General features: G+C 63.9%; 18 protein-coding genes. 9 read left to right on the top strand and 9 right to left on the bottom strand.

The window, feature by feature from the left end; genetic code table 11:
- Positions 1-56 precede the first annotated feature (56 nt).
- Both FJ414_RS11825 and sppA read right to left on the bottom strand, forming a co-directional pair.
- A complete protein-coding gene (locus tag FJ414_RS11825) occupies positions 57-341 on the bottom strand; it encodes an integration host factor subunit beta (RefSeq protein ID WP_027165368.1) in 285 nt (94 codons plus the stop codon).
- A 76-nt stretch (positions 342-417) separates the two neighbouring features.
- Positions 418-1,374, bottom strand: a complete 957-nt coding sequence (sppA, locus tag FJ414_RS11820; RefSeq protein ID WP_140644565.1) for a signal peptide peptidase SppA — start codon at positions 1,372-1,374, stop codon at positions 418-420.
- A 390-nt stretch (positions 1,375-1,764) separates the two neighbouring features.
- On the opposite strand from sppA, the gene lptC reads away from it, so the two are divergent.
- From lptC to ptsN, 6 genes are all read left to right on the top strand, one after another.
- Complete coding sequence (lptC, locus tag FJ414_RS11815; protein WP_140644564.1) at positions 1,765-2,478, top strand: LPS export ABC transporter periplasmic protein LptC; 714 nt, start codon at positions 1,765-1,767, stop codon at positions 2,476-2,478.
- The gene (locus tag FJ414_RS11810; RefSeq protein ID WP_140644563.1) at positions 2,465-3,058 is read left to right on the top strand and encodes an LptA/OstA family protein; all 594 of its coding nucleotides are present in this window, start codon (positions 2,465-2,467) and stop codon (positions 3,056-3,058) included. Before lptC ends, FJ414_RS11810 begins: the two co-directional genes overlap by 14 nt.
- Positions 3,058-3,876 carry an LPS export ABC transporter ATP-binding protein gene (gene lptB / locus FJ414_RS11805; protein WP_140644562.1) on the top strand — a complete coding sequence of 273 codons (819 nt, stop codon included), beginning with the start codon at positions 3,058-3,060 and terminating at the stop codon, positions 3,874-3,876. The genes FJ414_RS11810 and lptB overlap by 1 nt, the downstream gene beginning before the upstream one ends.
- A 191-nt stretch (positions 3,877-4,067) precedes the next feature.
- Positions 4,068-5,597, top strand: coding sequence for an RNA polymerase factor sigma-54 (gene rpoN / locus FJ414_RS11800; protein ID WP_140644561.1), 1,530 nt, complete (start codon positions 4,068-4,070; stop codon positions 5,595-5,597).
- A gap of 279 nt (positions 5,598-5,876) precedes the next feature.
- Positions 5,877-6,464: a ribosome-associated translation inhibitor RaiA gene (gene raiA, locus FJ414_RS11795; protein WP_140644560.1), complete on the top strand. Its 588-nt coding sequence runs from the start codon at positions 5,877-5,879 to the stop codon at positions 6,462-6,464.
- Between the two features lie 61 nt (positions 6,465-6,525).
- Complete coding sequence (gene ptsN, locus FJ414_RS11790; protein ID WP_140644559.1) at positions 6,526-6,990, top strand: PTS IIA-like nitrogen regulatory protein PtsN; 465 nt, start codon at positions 6,526-6,528, stop codon at positions 6,988-6,990.
- Between the two features lie 86 nt (positions 6,991-7,076).
- Here ptsN and FJ414_RS11785 read toward each other — a convergent pair whose 3' ends face one another.
- On the bottom strand, positions 7,077-7,334 hold the full coding sequence (locus FJ414_RS11785) for a DUF1150 family protein (RefSeq protein ID WP_140644558.1): 258 nt from the start codon (positions 7,332-7,334) through the stop codon (positions 7,077-7,079).
- A 63-nt stretch (positions 7,335-7,397) separates the two neighbouring features.
- Positions 7,398-7,823 (bottom strand): Hsp20 family protein, encoded by a 426-nt coding sequence (locus FJ414_RS11780; RefSeq protein ID WP_140644557.1) that lies wholly within the window; start codon positions 7,821-7,823, stop codon positions 7,398-7,400.
- A gap of 241 nt (positions 7,824-8,064) precedes the next feature.
- Here FJ414_RS11780 and FJ414_RS11775 point away from each other — a divergent pair, with 241 nt between their 5' ends.
- Positions 8,065-9,006: a nucleoside hydrolase gene (locus FJ414_RS11775; protein ID WP_140644556.1), complete on the top strand. Its 942-nt coding sequence runs from the start codon at positions 8,065-8,067 to the stop codon at positions 9,004-9,006.
- A gap of 73 nt (positions 9,007-9,079) precedes the next feature.
- Here FJ414_RS11775 and FJ414_RS11770 read toward each other — a convergent pair whose 3' ends face one another.
- From FJ414_RS11770 to FJ414_RS11755, 4 genes are all read right to left on the bottom strand, one after another.
- Positions 9,080-9,694 carry a LysE family translocator gene (locus FJ414_RS11770; protein ID WP_140644555.1) on the bottom strand — a complete coding sequence of 205 codons (615 nt, stop codon included), beginning with the start codon at positions 9,692-9,694 and terminating at the stop codon, positions 9,080-9,082.
- A gap of 105 nt (positions 9,695-9,799) precedes the next feature.
- Positions 9,800-11,257 (bottom strand): amidase, encoded by a 1,458-nt coding sequence (locus tag FJ414_RS11765; protein WP_210239665.1) that lies wholly within the window; start codon positions 11,255-11,257, stop codon positions 9,800-9,802.
- Positions 11,257-12,162, bottom strand: a complete 906-nt coding sequence (locus FJ414_RS11760) for a ribokinase (protein WP_140644554.1) — start codon at positions 12,160-12,162, stop codon at positions 11,257-11,259. The genes FJ414_RS11765 and FJ414_RS11760 overlap by 1 nt, the downstream gene beginning before the upstream one ends.
- Before the next feature lie 127 nt (positions 12,163-12,289).
- Positions 12,290-13,195, bottom strand: a complete 906-nt coding sequence (locus tag FJ414_RS11755) for a methylated-DNA--[protein]-cysteine S-methyltransferase (protein WP_181181594.1) — start codon at positions 13,193-13,195, stop codon at positions 12,290-12,292.
- Positions 13,196-13,330: 135 nt separating this feature from the next.
- Between FJ414_RS11755 and FJ414_RS11750 the strand changes: the two genes are divergently transcribed.
- Entirely contained in the window at positions 13,331-14,125 is a 795-nt protein-coding gene (locus tag FJ414_RS11750) for a class I SAM-dependent methyltransferase (RefSeq protein WP_246672373.1), read from the top strand.
- Positions 14,126-14,209: 84 nt separating this feature from the next.
- On the opposite strand, the gene FJ414_RS11745 is transcribed toward FJ414_RS11750, so the two are convergent.
- The gene (locus FJ414_RS11745; protein ID WP_140644552.1) at positions 14,210-14,704 is read right to left on the bottom strand and encodes a DUF2244 domain-containing protein; all 495 of its coding nucleotides are present in this window, start codon (positions 14,702-14,704) and stop codon (positions 14,210-14,212) included.
- Between the two features lie 22 nt (positions 14,705-14,726).
- Here FJ414_RS11745 and nth point away from each other — a divergent pair, with 22 nt between their 5' ends.
- Positions 14,727-15,533 (top strand): endonuclease III, encoded by an 807-nt coding sequence (gene nth, locus FJ414_RS11740; protein WP_140644551.1) that lies wholly within the window; start codon positions 14,727-14,729, stop codon positions 15,531-15,533.
- Positions 15,534-15,606 lie beyond the last annotated feature (73 nt).

Raw genomic sequence — 15,606 nt, 5'->3', positions numbered from 1 at the left:
CTCCATGGTGAAGCGGCTTTGCGCCAAGATCCCGTTTCAACCCGCCGGCGCGGCGCCTATTTGCCGCCGTTCAGCCTTTCGCGCAACTCCTTGCCGGTCTTGAAGAACGGCACCCACTTTTCCTCGACTTCGACGGATTCGCCGGTGCGCGGGTTGCGGCCGGTGCGGGCGGGACGGTTTTTCACCGAAAAGGCGCCGAAACCGCGCAATTCGACCCGGTTGCCCTCGGCAAGCGCATCGGTGATCTCGTCAAAGATCGCGCCGACGATGTTTTCGACATCGCGCAGAAAAAGGTGCGGGTTGCGTGCAGCAATGATCTGCACAAGCTCGGATTTGATCATACAACGTTCCCCGTAAAACCACAGCGATCGATTATCAGGATGATTTTATTGCTTTTTTGGCTGGTACCAACGGCCCTCAAGGGTGCCAGACCGAAACGAGACCGTCAAGAAACAAGCGGTCGGCACCGAGCTCGTGAATGACATCGCCGCCGGCATCGGGCAGGCCGAGCGCCTTGGCCGCCATTTTTGCCATCGACTGGGAAAACAGGAAACCGCCCCGCCTGTCCTTGTCCTTCCACTCGACGACCTTGAGCTTGCCGTCCACGCCCTTCGTCGCCAGCCAATCGATCGCCTCCTGCTCGCCGCCGACGGCGTCGACAAGATGGTTGGCCAAAGCCTGGCGGCCGGTGAAGATCGAACCGTCGGCTAGCGCCAGCGCCTGATCATGCGTCATCTTGCGGCGGTCGGCTACGATGCCGACGAACCAGTCGTAACTGTCGAGGATCAGCTTGCGCACCATGGCGCGCTCGTCGTCATTGGTCGGCTTGAAGGGCGAGGGCGAAGCCTTGAGCGGCGACGATTTCACTTCCTCAAGCTTGATGCCGAGCTTATCCATGAGGCCGCTGACGTCCGGATACTGGATCAGCACCCCGATAGAGCCGACGATGGAGGTCTTGCGGGCGACGATGTGGTCGGCAGCGCTGGCGATCATATAGCCGGCGGATGCCGCCAGCGTGCCGACTTCGGCCACCACCGGCTTATCGCCGGCAAGCTTGCGCACCTGATCGAAGATCGACTCTCCGCCGACCGTGGTGCCTCCGGGCGAATCGATCGAGAGGATGACGCCCTTCACCTCCGGCGACGTGCGGATAGCTTCCAGCCTCTTGAGCAGTTCCTCGTCTTCGGTGATGGTGCCTTCAATCTTGACCTTGGCGATATGAGGCACTGCCTGGCCGGTAAAATTGTCGTCATAGACCCAGGCCGAGAAGGCGATAATTGCTGCCGCCAGAACCAGAAACGCGGCGACCCGCCAGAACGTCAGCTTGCGGCGCAAGCGGCGGCGGTCGATCAGGTCGTCGGCTCTCATTGCCATCGTCAGCCTCATGGATGGGTGGAAGCACGCTTTTAAAGCAAGCCTCGGCGCACGGCTACCGTTTCCTGGAGCGGTCACCGCTTCACGGAATGGTGATACGCACTATTCCTTGTCCTGATGCAATTCCCGTCGGAAAACCGCTCGCACTTGTCCTGGAATTGCCTCGAAAGACCTGGTTTCGGGCTTCGGCGTTGACGCCGGCCTCACGAAAAATTAACGCAAGCAGTCCGTATCTGCTATGAAGTACAAGCCGTCTCGCCGGATTCCTCTCGATTTTGCGGGCGGCAGTTGTCACATTTTTGCAGTTTTCCTCCGCTTGTGCTTGCTTGTAGGTGCCGGCATACCACCTATAGGCGGTGTTTGGGCGGGCAAAGGTCCATTAGAAAAGTCATGTTGGCGCGATCTGACGAAACGAGCGATGCCGGTGAGGCATCGGCTCCCGCGAGCCAAGACGGCACGCGTGGCGATGCCTTCAACCGCGCGCAGCGGCACTCGCGCCGCGTCCGCGTGCTGAAATTCGCCGTGCCGCTGCTCGCTGTCGCGATCGCCGTCGCCTTTCCGGTCTACTCCTACCTCAAGGCGCCCCTGTCCGTCTCGGTGCAGGCCGATGGCACGGCGTTCTCCGATGGCAAACTGGTGATGGCCAATCCGAAGCTCAACGGCTTCACCAAGCAGAAGCTGCCCTATTCGCTGACGGCGACCAGGGCGACGCAGGATGTCGGGCAGCAAGCCGTCATCGACCTCGACGGCATCAATGCCAAACTGCCCGTCGCCACCGACAACATTGTGTCAGTCGACGCCGCGCACGGTATCTACAATCGCGACGCCAATACGATGGACCTGACCAGCGAGGTCAGCGTGACGACGACGGACGGCCTGGTGGCGAAGTTCAAATCGATCTTCCTAGACATGGGCAAAGGCTCTATGAAGACGAGCAATCCGGTCGACGTCAGCCGTGGCGGGTCGCGCATCACCGCGGACTCGATGTCGGTCGAGGACAATGGCAGGCTCGTGGTCTTCGAGAACCGGGTTCGCGTCAACATAGATCCAACTGCGCTGAAGGCAGCGGGGGTAAACGGTGGAGAACAGAATGCGTCGCAGTAAATCCGCATGGCTTCCGGGCGCTGCTTCCGCATTGCTGCTTTTGGCAACCGCGCATTCGTTCGCGCAATCGAGCGCGACCAGCCAGATCCCGGGGTTGAAACTGTCAGGCGACCAGCCGATCCAGATCGAAAGCGATAAGCTTGAGGTCCGCCAGGCCGACAGCATGGCCATATTCAGCGGCAACGTCACCGTCAATCAGGGGCCGACCCTGCTCAAGGCCGGCAAGATGACGGTCTACTACGTCAAGGACCCAAAAGCTGACAAAAGCGCGGCGGCCGGCGCATCGGCGATGACGGGCGCGGCCAATATCGACCACCTCGAGGTCGAGAACAAAGTCTACATCAAGTCGAACGACCAGATCGCCACCGGCGACACCGGCAAATTCGACATGAAGACGCAGGTGCTGGTGCTTTCGGGCAAGGAAGTGGTGCTGTCGCAGGGCGACAATGTGCTCAAGGGCTGCAAGCTCACCGTGCAGATGAAGAGCGGCCTCGGCAACGTCGAGGGCTGTCCGCGCGTCATCATGATGTTCAAGCCGCAGAAACAGGACGCGCAGCAGCAGGGAGCGTCGAGCAACTAATGGCCGGCGTGACTTCGCTGCTGGCCCGTCTTCCGGGACGGGCGGCCGCACAACCCGCTGCGCCGGCGACGGTCGGCACCGACAAAGCGAAGTTCAAGGGCACCCTGATCGCCAAGGGCCTGACCAAGAGCTACAAGGGCCGCAAGGTGGTGAGCGGGGTGACGCTCGGCGTGCGCGCCGGCGAGGCGGTCGGCCTGCTCGGCCCCAACGGCGCAGGCAAGACGACCTGTTTCTACATGGTCACCGGCCTTGTTCCCGTCGACGAAGGTTCGATCGAGATCGACGGCTTCGATGTCACCTCGATGCCGATGTACCGGCGTGCCCGCCTCGGCATCGGCTACCTGCCGCAGGAAGCGTCGATCTTTCGCGGCCTGAATGTCGAGCAGAACATTCGCGCCGTGCTGGAGGTGGTGGAAAAGAGCCGCAAGGAACGCGAGCGCACGCTCGACGAACTGCTCGAGGAGTTTCACATCAGCCATCTGCGCAAGGCGCCGTCCATGTCGCTGTCGGGTGGCGAACGGCGTCGCCTTGAAATCGCGCGGGCGCTGGCGACGCGGCCGGCCTATATGCTGCTCGACGAGCCCTTCGCCGGCATCGATCCGATCGCCGTCGCCGACATCCAGCAGCTCGTTCGCCATCTCACGGCGCGCGGCATCGGCGTCTTGATCACCGACCACAATGTGCGCGAGACGCTTGGCCTGATCGACCGCGCCTACATCATCCATGCCGGCCAGGTGCTGACGCATGGCCGCGCCGACGAGATCGTCGCCAACGCCGATGTGCGGCGTCTCTATCTCGGCGAGGGCTTCACGCTCTGACCCGCGGGTTCCGACGCGGTTTCGATGGCCGCGTCACGGCTTTCGGTCATTTTAGCGCTCGATAACGCTCCGGTAAGCCGCAACTGCTAGCGTTTTCCTTGACAAGCAAAAGCCGGGCCAGTTTCTATGCCTGGCCGGGAAAATCTGCTTCGGCACAGTCCGATGCGTAGACGAGGCGTTTGAATCACACCATGGCGCTGGCAGCCAAACTGCAGCTCAGACAGTCCCAGTCGCTGGTGATGACGCCGCAGCTGATGCAGTCGATCCGGCTGCTGCAGCTCACCCATGTCGAGCTCGAGCGCTTCATCGACGAGGAGATCGAGCGCAACCCGCTGCTGGAACGGGCCGAACCGCAGGACGATGCCACCGGCGATCTATCCCAGAAAAGCGAGGCGTCGCCGGAAAAGGATACCGAAGGCGATTGGTTCGAGGGCGAGACGGAGTGGAGCGCGGAAGCGATCTCGCAAAAGCTCGATTCTTCCCTGGAGAACCTGTTTCCCGACGATCCAGGCACCAGCGAGAGGCTGGGGCCGGATCTCACGGCGCAATGGAAGTCGGCCGCTGGGGGCGGCGCGGGCGCAGCATCGTCCGAGGGGTTCGACGTCGGCGACATGGCCGCGGCGGCCATTACGCTGCGCGAGCACGTCGGCGAGCAGATCGCGCTTGCTTCGCTCAGCCCCGGCGAGCGGCTGATCGCGGGTGAGCTGGCCGACGGGCTCGACGAAGCCGGTTATTTGCGCACCGAACTCGATGAGATCGCGGTCCGGCTCGGCGCGGATGAGGCGGCGATGGCGCGTGTGCTTGGCGTCTGCCAGACCTTCGAGCCGGTGGGACTTTTCGCGCGCGACCTTGCCGAGTGCCTGTCGCTGCAGCTTGCTGCGCGCGACCGGCTCGATCCGGCGATGAAGGCGCTGGTCGCCAACCTCGAGCTTCTGGCGCGGCGGGATTTCCAGGCGCTGAAACGCATCTGCGGCGTCGACGAGGAGGATCTGCTCGACATGCTGGCCGAGATCCGCGCGCTCGATCCGCGCCCCGGCCTGGCGTTTTCGGGCGGCGCGAGCGATGCGATCGTCGCCGATGTCGAGGTCCGCGCCGCCAATGACGGCAGTTGGGCGGTGGAGCTCAACGCCGACACGCTGCCGCGCGTGCTGGTGGACAATGTCTACTTCGCCCGCATTTCGAGCCACGCCAAGGACCAGGCGGAAAAGGACTTTCTCACCGAATGCCTGCAGAATGCCAACTGGCTGACGCGCAGTCTCGACCAACGGGCCAAGACCATCCTCAAGGTGGCGTCCGAGATCGTGCGGCAGCAGGATGCCTTCCTCGTCCACGGCGTGCGCCACCTCAAGCCGCTCAACCTGCGCACGGTGGCCGACGCCATCGGCATGCATGAATCGACCGTCAGCCGCGTCACCGCCAACAAATACATGCTGACGCCGCGCGGCGTTTTCGAGCTGCGCTATTTCTTCACCGCGTCGATCGCCTCGGCCGAAGGCGGCGAAGCGCATTCGTCCGAGGCCGTGCGCGACCGCATCAAGCAGATGATCGACGAGGAAAAGCCCGCCGACGTGCTTTCCGACGACGCCATCGTCGACATGCTCAAGGAAAGCGGCGTCGATATCGCGCGCCGTACCGTCGCGAAATACCGCGAAGGCATGAACATCCCATCGTCGGTGCAGCGGCGGCGGGAGAAGCGAGCGCTGGCGAACGCCGGCCGCTAGGCCGCCCCCGGAATCTCGACAGTTCTCCACAATTCCCAAGCTTGATTGACAAGCCGCAATGAAGTGGCTAGAAGCCCGCCCGCATGAGCAGGGCGGTAATGCCAGCTTGCGAATGGGTCCGTCAGACAAGGCCGCGGACGGCCAAGAAGGCGACTTGTGATCAACCGGAAAGTTCGGGTCTAAAATCGGCGCGCATGCCGCTGCAAAGCTTGTGCGCGCGCACCACGGGTATAAACTCGGGAACAGTTTGAAGCCTGAGCAAGGAAGGTCAGTTTTCAGATGAATCTACGCATTTCGGGAAAACACATGGACATCGGCGATGCGTTCCGTACGCGCATCAACGACCGGGTCGGCGAGGCGATCGAGAAATATTTCGATCGGGGTTTTTCAGGACATGTCACGGTCATCAAATCGGGGTCGCGTTTCTCCGCCGACTGCATGGTCCGGCTCGATTCCGGCGCTTCGCTGCAGGCGACCGGCGACGCCCAGGATCCGACGCTGGCCTTCGAGGCGGCCGCCGACCGCCTGGAAACACGGCTGCGGCGCTACAAGCGCCGGCTGAAGTCGCGCAATACGGGCAACGGCAATGGCGAAGAGCCGACCGACATCGCCTACACCGTGATGGCTCCTCTCACCGACGATGAGGAAGATATTCCGGAGGACTTCGCTCCGGTCATCGTCGCCGAATCAAGCATGACGCTGCGGACCATGTCGGTGGCTTCGGCGGTCATCGAACTCGACAACAGCGACAGCCCGGTCTTCTTGTTCCGCAACGCCGGAACCGACCATCTCAACATCGTCTACCGCCGGCCGGACGGCAATATCGGCTGGATCGATCCGTCGACGACCAAAGTCGCGCAGGGATAAAAAGCCAGCCGCGCGAGGGGGCGACGACTGGCGCGGCAGGCGAGCAAGGGATTTTTCAAGCATGGATCTCAGTGATCTCATCAGCGTCCCGGCGATCATGCCGGCGTTGAAAGCGAATTCCAAAAAGCAGCTTCTGCAATTGCTGTCGGAGAGAGCCTCGGCGATTTCGGGGATTCCGGAACGGGAGGTGTTCGACACCATCCTGCAGCGCGAACGGCTGGGCTCGACCGGCGTCGGCAACGGCATCGCCATTCCGCACGGCAAGCTCGCCGGCGTGAAGCGGATCGCCGGCGTCTTCGCCCGACTGGAAACGCCGGTCGATTTCGAGGCGCTCGACGACCAGCCGGTCGACCTGGTGTTCCTGCTGCTTGCGCCGGAAGGCGCCGGCGCCGACCATCTCAAGGCGCTGTCGCGCATCGCGCGCGTGCTGCGCGACGCCGACACGGTGGCCAAGATCAGGGGGACGCGCGACGCGGTGGCGATCCACGCCTTGCTGTCGGACACACAGGCCTCGCACGCGGCCTGAAATCTTAGGATTGAAACCTTCGGAGGGTCGCCGTGGGCGGCCCTTTTCATTTCGAAGGCCAGGAGTCTCGAAGGCCAGGAGTCGCGTTAGTGGATCGCGACTGTGGTCAGGTCGTTCTCCCGCGCACCCGCCAGCGCCCGGTCACGGGCATCGGAAAGCAGGATCGGCTGGCCGTTGGCGGCAAACAGCGCCCACAGCTCCATACCGGGCGCGATTTCGTCGAGGCCGGGGAAGCGGCCGCGCAGGTCGTCGCTCGACACTTTCCTGAGATAGGCGACCGAACCTTCGCCGAGATGGGCGAGTTCGCCGCTGGTCATGGTGGTCGTTTCGTCAGTTCTGGTCATTTCAAGCCTCCTTGGCGCGAGGACGCCAGGATTGGCCGCCTCGCATAGAGCCATCGGCAAAGATCAGTCTTTCACCGATATGTTTATTTTCCGTACCAGCCGCTCGGCCTCCGGCCGGTCGAGATCGACCGACAACAGGCCGTTCTTCAGCTCCGCCGCGATCACCCGCATGCCGTCGGCCAGCACGAAACAGCGCTGGAACTGGCGCGCGGCGATGCCGCGGTGGAGAAATTCGCGCTCGGTGTCGTCAGTCTGACGTCCGCGCACGATTAGCTGGTTTTCCTCCGTGGTGACATCGAGGTCGTTCTCGGCGAAGCCGGCAACGGCCAATGTGATGCGCAGCCTTTCGGCCTTGCCGTCGGCGGCGTTGAGGCGCTCGATATTGTACGGGGGATAGCTGTCGCCGGACTTCGCCAGACGCTCAAGCGTCTTTTCCATGGCATCGAAGCCCAGAAGAAGCGGGCTGGAGAAGGGCGTCATTCGACTCATTGTTACACTGTCCTCTGAAGAGCGACACAAACTGGAAAAACCCGGATGGCATTTTTCCCGATGGTCTTGATATGGTCCGCCGCGCGATCAAGTTCAAGCCACTGAAATCAGGATGACGTTTCGTTGAACCGCCATCCTGGTTCAGCACTTCGTTGGAACATGATCTTGTCCGAAAACCGGTCCCCACTTTTCGGGATCACGCTCTAAATCCCGCCCAAAAAGACTCCCCAAAGGAATTGAAATGCCCCAGTCCAGAAAGATCATCATCGACACCGATCCCGGCCAGGACGATGCCGTCGCCATATTGCTGGCGCTCGGCAGTTCAGAGCTGGAGATCGTCGGTATCACCACGGTTGCCGGCAACGTGCCGCTGAAGTTGACCCAAAACAACGCCCGCAAGATCTGCGAGCTGGCCGGCAGGCCGGACGTCAAGGTCTATGCCGGCGCCATCCGGCCGCTGGCGCGCGAACTCGTCACCGCCGAGGAAGTGCACGGCAAGACCGGCCTGAACGGCCCGCAACTGCCAGAGCCGACCATGCCGTTGCAGGAACAATACGCCGTCGATTTCATCGTCGAGACGCTGATGCGCGAGGAAAGCGGCACGATCACGCTCTGCCCGCTCGGACCGCTCACCAACATCGCGCTGGCGCTGATCCGCGAGCCGAGAATCGCGCCCCGCATCAAGGAAATCGTCTTGATGGGCGGCGGCTTCTCCGAGGGCGGCAATGTCACGCCGGCCGCCGAATTCAACATCTATGTCGACCCGCAGGCCGCCGATCTAGTGTTCAAGTCGGGCATTCCGATCGTGATGATGCCGCTCGACGTCACCCACAAGGCGCTGACCACGTCCAAGCGCACGCAGGCTTTCCGCCAGCTCGGCACCAAGGTCGGCACCGCGACCGCCGAGATGCTGGAGTTTTTCGAGCGCTACGACGAGGAAAAATACGGCACCGATGGCGGGCCGCTGCACGATCCGTGCGTGATCGCCTATCTGATCAAGCCGGAGCTGTTCAAGGGCCGCCATTGCAATGTCAGCGTCGAGACCGCGTCGGAGCTCACCATGGGCATGACGGTGATCGACTGGTGGGGTGTCACCAAGCGGAAAGAGAACGCCATGGTGATGCGTGACATCGACCATGACGGCTTCTTCGCGCTGCTGGTCGAGAGGCTGGGGCGGCTGTAAGGGCCGCTTCTTCCTTCCCCCTGGGGCCCGTAAGCTTCCCCCTGTGGGCCCGCAAGGAGAGAAGGTGAGGCGCTCACTTCGCCTTCGAGAACGCCAGCCATAGCCCGCCGCCGACCAGGAAGCTGCCGCTGATCCTGGACATCAGCCTGACGCGGCTGGCCGACAGCAGCCGGCCGGCGCGCCCGGCGGCAAGCGCGTAGGTCGAATCCGACATGGCGGCGAAGATCATCGCGGTCAGGCCCATCACGACGATCTGTAGCGTGTAATTGCCCTGCGGCGCGATGAACTGCGGGAAGAACGCGCCGAAGAAGACCAAGGTCTTCGGATTGCTGATCGCCACCAGAAAACCCTGCAGGAAGAAGCCGCCGCGCGGTTTTCTCGCCGTTCCGTCGGGATTGAGCGTGCCCTTGGAGCGGAACATCTGCACGCCCATCCAGATCAGATAGGCGGCGCCGATCAGCCGCACCCACTCGAACCAGTGGCCCATGCCGGCGATCAGCGTGTTGAGGCCGATGCCGACGATGGCGATCATGATGGCAAGCCCGGCCTGGGTGCCGGCGACGTTGGCCAGGCCCGCGCGCGAGCCGTGGCGGATGCTGTTGGCGATGATCAGCGTCACCGTCGGACCGGGCACCAGGATGATGACGATGCAGGCAACGACATAGGTTGCGTAAAGTTCCAGCGACATGGTCTTTCCTCGGACCGACAGAGGGGATGCGGCGGTGGCTGCCGGATCAATGCACGGCGTCACTGTTGGCGCAAGCGGTGCCGACTTGCCCGATTCAGAGGCTGCTCAGCAGGCGCCCGCCGTCCACGGCAATATCGCCTCATAGGCGGCGCCGGCCTTGAGCACAGCGAGGTCGCCGCGTGGGCGGCCGATCAACTGCATGCCCATGGGTCGGCCCTTTTCGTCGAACCCCGCCGGGACGCTAAGCGCCGGGCAGCCGCCCAGGGTGGCGAAGGCGGAGACCTGCATCCAGCGGTGATAGCTGTCCATGGGTCGTCCCGCGACCTCGCGCGGCCAGTGGGTCGTGACGTCGAATGGGAAGACCTGCGCGGTCGGCAACGCGATCAGGTCGAAACGCTCGAACAGCGAAAGCAGCGTTCGGTGCCACGAGGTGCGCCGGACGCTGGCGGCATGGACCTGCGGCGCGGTCAGGCCCATCGCCTGCTCCACTTCCCAGACAGCCTCGGGCTTCAGAAGTTTGCGTTTTGCCGGGTCGTCGTAGTGCGCCTTCAGCCCGCAGCCACTGCTCGCCTGGCGCAAGGTGACAAAGGCCTGCCAGAGCGCCTCGAAATCGACATCCGGAACCAGGGCCTCGCTGCGGAAGGATGCAGCGGCGAAGCGGGCAAGCGCGGCCTCGCAAAGGTCGAGCACGCCCGGTTCCGTCGGCAGGTGGCCGCCGAGATCGCCCAGCCAGGCGATGCGGCCGCCGGACGCTTTCGCGCCCAAGCCGTCGAGGAACGAACCCTCCTTGGCATATGACAGCGGCGCGTGCGGGTGATAGCCGGCCTGTTCGTCGAGCAAAAGCGCGATGTCGCGAATGTTGCGGCCCATCGGGCCTTCGACGCCCATCTGCGAATGGAAGACATCGAAGTCCGGGCCTGCAGGCACAAGGCCCTGCGAGGGCCGGAAGCCGTAGACATTGTTGTAGGCTGCTGGATTGCGCAGCGAGCCGCCGAAGTCGCTGCCATCGGCGACCGGCACCATGTCGAGCGCCAGCGCCACGGCCGCGCCGCCGCTCGAGCCGCCGGCGGTCAGCGCCGGGTCGAAGGCGTTGAGCGTCGGCCCGAAGACCGGATTGTAGGTGTTGGAGCCCAGCCCGAATTCCGGGACATTGGTCTTGCCGATGATGATGGCGCCGGCCTTGCGGACGCGCTCGACGAAGAAATCGTCCACGTCGGGGATGAAATCGGCGAAGATCGGCGAGCCGAAGGTGGTTCTGAGCTCCTTGGTCAGGGCGAGATCCTTGATCGCGATCGGCAGGCCGAAGAGCGCTCCTGCCTCGCCGCCAAGGGCCAGATGAGCATCGGCCCTGTCGGCCTCGGCCAGGATATCGGCGCGCTCGCGCAGCGAAACGACGGCGTTGACCAGCGGGTTCACCGCCTCGATGCGGTCGAGGAAAGCGCCGGCCACCTCGCGCGCCGACAAATGGCGCTGCCTGATCTTCCCTGCAAGCTCGACGGCGGAGAGGCGGCAGATATCGCCGGCCGGCGGCACTGCGTGCTTGGTGACGGGACGCATGGCCATTACCGCGCCGCCGCCAAGGCGGCGTCGACATCCTTTGCCGGTGGAATTGCCGGCTGCGCGCCGGGTTTCAGGCAGGCGAGCGAGCCGGCCGCGGCGGCGCGGGTGAGCGCCTCCTGAAGCGGCAGGCCGGATGACAGGCCGGCGCCGAAATAACCGCAGAAGGTGTCGCCCGCGCCGACCGTGTCGACCGGCGTGATCTTCAGCGCCGGAACGGTGAGGAAATCGTCCGGCGTGGCGGCCAGCACGCCGTCGCCACCGAGCGTGACGACGATGGCGCGGCCTGTCTTCTTGGCATAGTCGCGCATGCGGGCAGGGCGATCGCGCCCCGAAAGCGCCAGCGCCTCGCCATAGAGATCGAACTCGGTTTCGTTGGCGACGGCATAATCGGCCTTGCCGACGAAGCCGGCGGCCTCGGCACGGAAAGGGGCGGTGTTGAGCACGCTGACAGCGCCCGCCGCGCGCGCCGCGTCGAGTGTGGCCTCGACCGCCTGCAGCGGGATCTCATGCTGCAAGAGCACGACGTCGCCCTTTTTGAGGAAGGCCTTGGCGATATCGCCCGGCACCACCGAATCATTGGCGCCCGGCACGACGGCGATGACGTTCTCTCCGTCGGCGCCGACCAGGATCAACGCCGTGCCGGTGGAGGCGAAGCTCTGGCCGACACCGGACAGATCGACATTGCCCGCCTTGAGAAGAGCGAGCGCTTCGGCGGCAAAGCTATCCTTGCCGACCGCGCCTACCATGCGCACTTGCGCGCCGGCGCGCGCCGCGGCCAGGGCCTGGTTGGCGCCCTTGCCGCCGGGCGCGGTGGCGAAGCCGGAACCGCGCACCGTCTCGCCGGGCTCCGGCAAGCGGTCGACATTGGCGATGAGGTCGAGGTTGATAGAGCCGACAACGATAATCAAGAAAGTGCCTCCCGCTGGTTGCGCGGGAGGCTAACGCATGCCCCTGAAAATCGGAACCGATTTTAGAAAGGATCATGCGCAAAATCAAAGTGCTAGGAAGATCTCCACAGGGCCTTGGCCGTCGATTTCACGACGCTACTTGCCCCGCTTCCCAGCCGAGGATGGCGCGTTTGCGCGTCAGGCCCCAGTGATAGCCGGTGAGCGCGCCGGACTTGCCCAACGCCCGGTGGCAGGGCACCACGAAGGACATCGGGTTGGCGCCCACGGCCGCGCCCACGGCCCGGCTGGCGCTGGGTGCGCCGATGCTTGCCGCGATCGAGGAATAGGTGCAGGCCCTGCCCATCGGGATGCGCAGCAAGGCTTCCCAGACGCGAAGCTGGAAATCGGTGCCGATCATCACCACGCGCAGCGGCTGGTCGGCGCGCCATTGCGTCGGGTCGAAGACCCGCGCGGCGCAAGCCTGGGTGGCCGACATGTCCTCGACGTAAGTCGCGTTCGGCCAGCGGCCGGACATGTCGGCGAAGGCCGTCCGCTCGCCGCCGGCGTCACAGAAGGCGAGGCCGGCGAGACCCCGGTCGGTGACCATGATCAGCGCGATGCCGAAAGGCGAGATGTGGTAGCCGTAGCGGATGGTGAGACCCGCGCCCCGGGTCTTGTAGTCGCCGGGCGACATCGCCTCATGGGTGACGAAGAGGTCGTGCAGCCGGCCGGGACCGGACATGCCGAGCTCGAACGAGGTCTCCAGCAGCGGCATGCCGGAATCGAGCAGCCTGCGCGCATGGTCGAGCGTCACCGCCTGCAGGAAGGCCTTGGGCGACAGGCCGGCCCAGCGGGTGAAGAGTTTCTGCAGGCCGGTGGGCGTCTCGCCGACCTCTTCGGCCAGGACCTCGAGCGAGGGCTGGTCGCGATAGTCGAGGCTGATCTTCTCGATGGCGCGGCGCACGACCTCGTAGTCGCTGCCTTCCGGCGTGATGTCGTCCTGGAGGATCGCGGTCGGTTTCATGCGGGTATTCATGGTCATCTGAGCGTTCATGGCAATATCTCCTTGTCCCGAATATCGGCCTTCCAGAACTTTGCCTCCACCCGAAACTTGCCTTCCCGCCATCCACACCCAGATAGAGTGAGCTTCGGGCCGAAAAGGACGATCATGGCCGGCGAAAAGGTTGATATGACCGGGGCAAGGGAAACCTTGCTGATGACGCTCTACGGCAAGGCGCTGGAGAGCCGGCTGCCCAATTCGTTGCTTCAGGATCGCTTCGCCGACGAGGCGGTGCGCAAGATCGACTATGATTTCGCAAGGCTCAAGGTCGACGGCAATCTCGGGCTGGGATTTGCAATCAGGGCGAAGACACTGGACGTCTGCGTCGCGGATTTCCTCGCAAGATATCCGGACGCGATCGTGCTGCATCTGGGATGCGGGCTCGATACGCGGATATTTCGCGTCGACCCGCCGCAAGGCGTCGACTGGTTCGACGTCGACTATCCGGACGTCGTCGAGCTCAGGCGCAGGCTCTATCCGTCCAGGAACCGTTACCATCTGATCGCTTCCTCGGTGACCGAACCGGGCTGGCTGGCCGCGGTGCCCCGCAATCGCCTGGCGATCGTGGCGGCCGAGGGGCTGACACCCTATCTTCCAGCCGAGGAGGGACCGCGGCTGCTTGCGCGGCTTGTCTCGCATCTTGCCGGCGGCGAGTTGATGTTCGACGCCTATAGCCGGTTCGGCCTGAAGCTGATGCGCCTCAATCCGGCCATCAAGGCGACCGGCGCCGAAGTTCATTGGGCCATAGAGGATCCGCGCGAATTGGAGCGGGCGGTGCCCAAACTTCGCTTCATCGGCGAGATCCCATCCTACAAGCCGGAGCAAGGGGCGCGCCTGGGCTGGTCGGCGCGTCTGTTCGTCGGTCTCTGGAAGCTCATCCCAGCGATGCGCAAGGTCGGCAGGCTGTTGCGCTACCGGTTCTGAAAGGCTTGTTTGCTCCGAGCATGATCTTGTCCGAAAACCGGCTTCCGCTTTTCGCTGACGCGGACCTTCGGTTCGGGATCATGCTCAGCGTGTCTTGGCGGTCGCCAGCGCGCGCGAGAAGGCGGTGGCAAAACTCTCGCGATCGTCGGGATTGAGGAAGCCGCCGATCGCCACGCTCTTGCCCTGCGCTTCGACGGCCATCTTGGTGATGCCGATCTCGCTGTGGCGGGCGATCGAAAACCGCGTCCAGAACGGATTGAAATGATGCGCTTCCGAACGACCGGACGGCGCTGTCTTGCGAATGTCGAGACTGGTGCGCGAGACCGAGATTTCCTCGCGGGCGCGCGCGGCCCGGTAATTGGCGCGGAAGGCGATGTAGACGGCGATCACGTCGAGGCCGAAGAAGCCGAACACCGGCCAGGCGCCGTGCGCCAGGAAGAAGGCGCCGGTGACCGCCCAGCCGAACAGAAGCGCTCCCATCAGGATCAGGAAGCCGGTGCGGCCGAGCGAGCGGTGCGGCGTCAGCAAGGCCTGGAAAAATGGCTCGTCGGCCTGGAACGAGGCGTTTGTGTCGCTCATGAGGGAATATTATAGGAAGGAAATGGCGCCTCCCAAGTCGAAAAAATCCGTAGCTGTCAAAAAGTCTCAACCCTCCACTGCCGGTGGCAGCCGGGCGCCTGGTCGGCGGCCGCGAAAGGCCGCCTCGCGGTCGCTCTATAGCCCCGCCGAGGTGCATGAGATCTTCCGGCGCTTTTGCGTGCAGCGGCCTGAGCCGAAAGGCGAGCTCGACTATGTCAATGCCTTCACCCTGCTGGTCGCGGTGGTGCTGTCCGCGCAAGCGACGGACGCCGGCGTCAACAGGGCGACGAAGGCGCTGTTCGCGGCGGCCGATACGCCGGCCAAGATGCTGGCGCTGGGCGAGGCCAAGGTCGGCGATTACATCCGCACCATCGGTCTGTGGCGCAACAAGGCGAAGAACGTGATCGCGCTGTCGAAGGCGCTGATCGACGATTATTCGGGCCAGGTGCCGCAGGATCGCGACGAGCTGGTGAAGCTGCCGGGCGCCGGGCGCAAGACCGCCAATGTCGTGCTCAACGTCGCCTTCGGCGAGCACACCATGGCGGTCGACACGCATATCTTCCGCATCGGCAACCGGATCGGGCTGGCGCCGGGCAAGACGCCGGAACAAGTCGAAGAAGGGCTGCTCAAGGTCATACCGGCTGAATTCATGCGCCATGCGCATCACTGGTTGATCCTGCACGGCCGCTATGTCTGCAAGGCGCGCAAGCCCGACTGCCCGGCCTGCGTCATCGCCGATATCTGCAAGTCTAAGGAAAAGACCACCGACGTGCCGGCCCCGCTGGTGCCGATCGCGCCGCTGGACGAGACGTTTCCGGCCGAGGCCTAGGCGGTGGTGACGATTTAACTATTTGAGCCAGATGGCGATAGCGGCGAGTTTGACGAAGCCCATGAAGTTGGCG

Source organism: Mesorhizobium sp. B3-1-6 (assembly GCF_006439555.1).
In the GTDB taxonomy this organism is placed as follows: Bacteria; Pseudomonadota; Alphaproteobacteria; order Rhizobiales; family Rhizobiaceae; genus Mesorhizobium.
Note: the sequence above shows the minus strand (reverse complement) of the source record. Positions and strands in the feature narration are given on the sequence as shown.

Coding starts and splice junctions, on each gene's coding strand:
- FJ414_RS11825 (WP_027165368.1), bottom strand. CDS start 341: ATGATCAAATCCGAGCTTGTGCAGATCATTGCTGCACGCAACCCGCAC.
- sppA (WP_140644565.1), bottom strand. CDS start 1,374: ATGGCAATGAGAGCCGACGACCTGATCGACCGCCGCCGCTTGCGCCGC.
- lptC (WP_140644564.1), top strand. CDS start 1,765: ATGTTGGCGCGATCTGACGAAACGAGCGATGCCGGTGAGGCATCGGCT.
- FJ414_RS11810 (WP_140644563.1), top strand. CDS start 2,465: ATGCGTCGCAGTAAATCCGCATGGCTTCCGGGCGCTGCTTCCGCATTG.
- lptB (WP_140644562.1), top strand. CDS start 3,058: ATGGCCGGCGTGACTTCGCTGCTGGCCCGTCTTCCGGGACGGGCGGCC.
- rpoN (WP_140644561.1), top strand. CDS start 4,068: ATGGCGCTGGCAGCCAAACTGCAGCTCAGACAGTCCCAGTCGCTGGTG.
- raiA (WP_140644560.1), top strand. CDS start 5,877: ATGAATCTACGCATTTCGGGAAAACACATGGACATCGGCGATGCGTTC.
- ptsN (WP_140644559.1), top strand. CDS start 6,526: ATGGATCTCAGTGATCTCATCAGCGTCCCGGCGATCATGCCGGCGTTG.
- FJ414_RS11785 (WP_140644558.1), bottom strand. CDS start 7,334: ATGACCAGAACTGACGAAACGACCACCATGACCAGCGGCGAACTCGCC.
- FJ414_RS11780 (WP_140644557.1), bottom strand. CDS start 7,823: ATGAGTCGAATGACGCCCTTCTCCAGCCCGCTTCTTCTGGGCTTCGAT.
- FJ414_RS11775 (WP_140644556.1), top strand. CDS start 8,065: ATGCCCCAGTCCAGAAAGATCATCATCGACACCGATCCCGGCCAGGAC.
- FJ414_RS11770 (WP_140644555.1), bottom strand. CDS start 9,694: ATGTCGCTGGAACTTTACGCAACCTATGTCGTTGCCTGCATCGTCATC.
- FJ414_RS11765 (WP_210239665.1), bottom strand. CDS start 11,257: ATGGCCATGCGTCCCGTCACCAAGCACGCAGTGCCGCCGGCCGGCGAT.
- FJ414_RS11755 (WP_181181594.1), bottom strand. CDS start 13,195: ATGAACGCTCAGATGACCATGAATACCCGCATGAAACCGACCGCGATC.
- FJ414_RS11750 (WP_246672373.1), top strand. CDS start 13,331: ATGACCGGGGCAAGGGAAACCTTGCTGATGACGCTCTACGGCAAGGCG.
- FJ414_RS11745 (WP_140644552.1), bottom strand. CDS start 14,704: ATGAGCGACACAAACGCCTCGTTCCAGGCCGACGAGCCATTTTTCCAG.
- nth (WP_140644551.1), top strand. CDS start 14,727: ATGGCGCCTCCCAAGTCGAAAAAATCCGTAGCTGTCAAAAAGTCTCAA.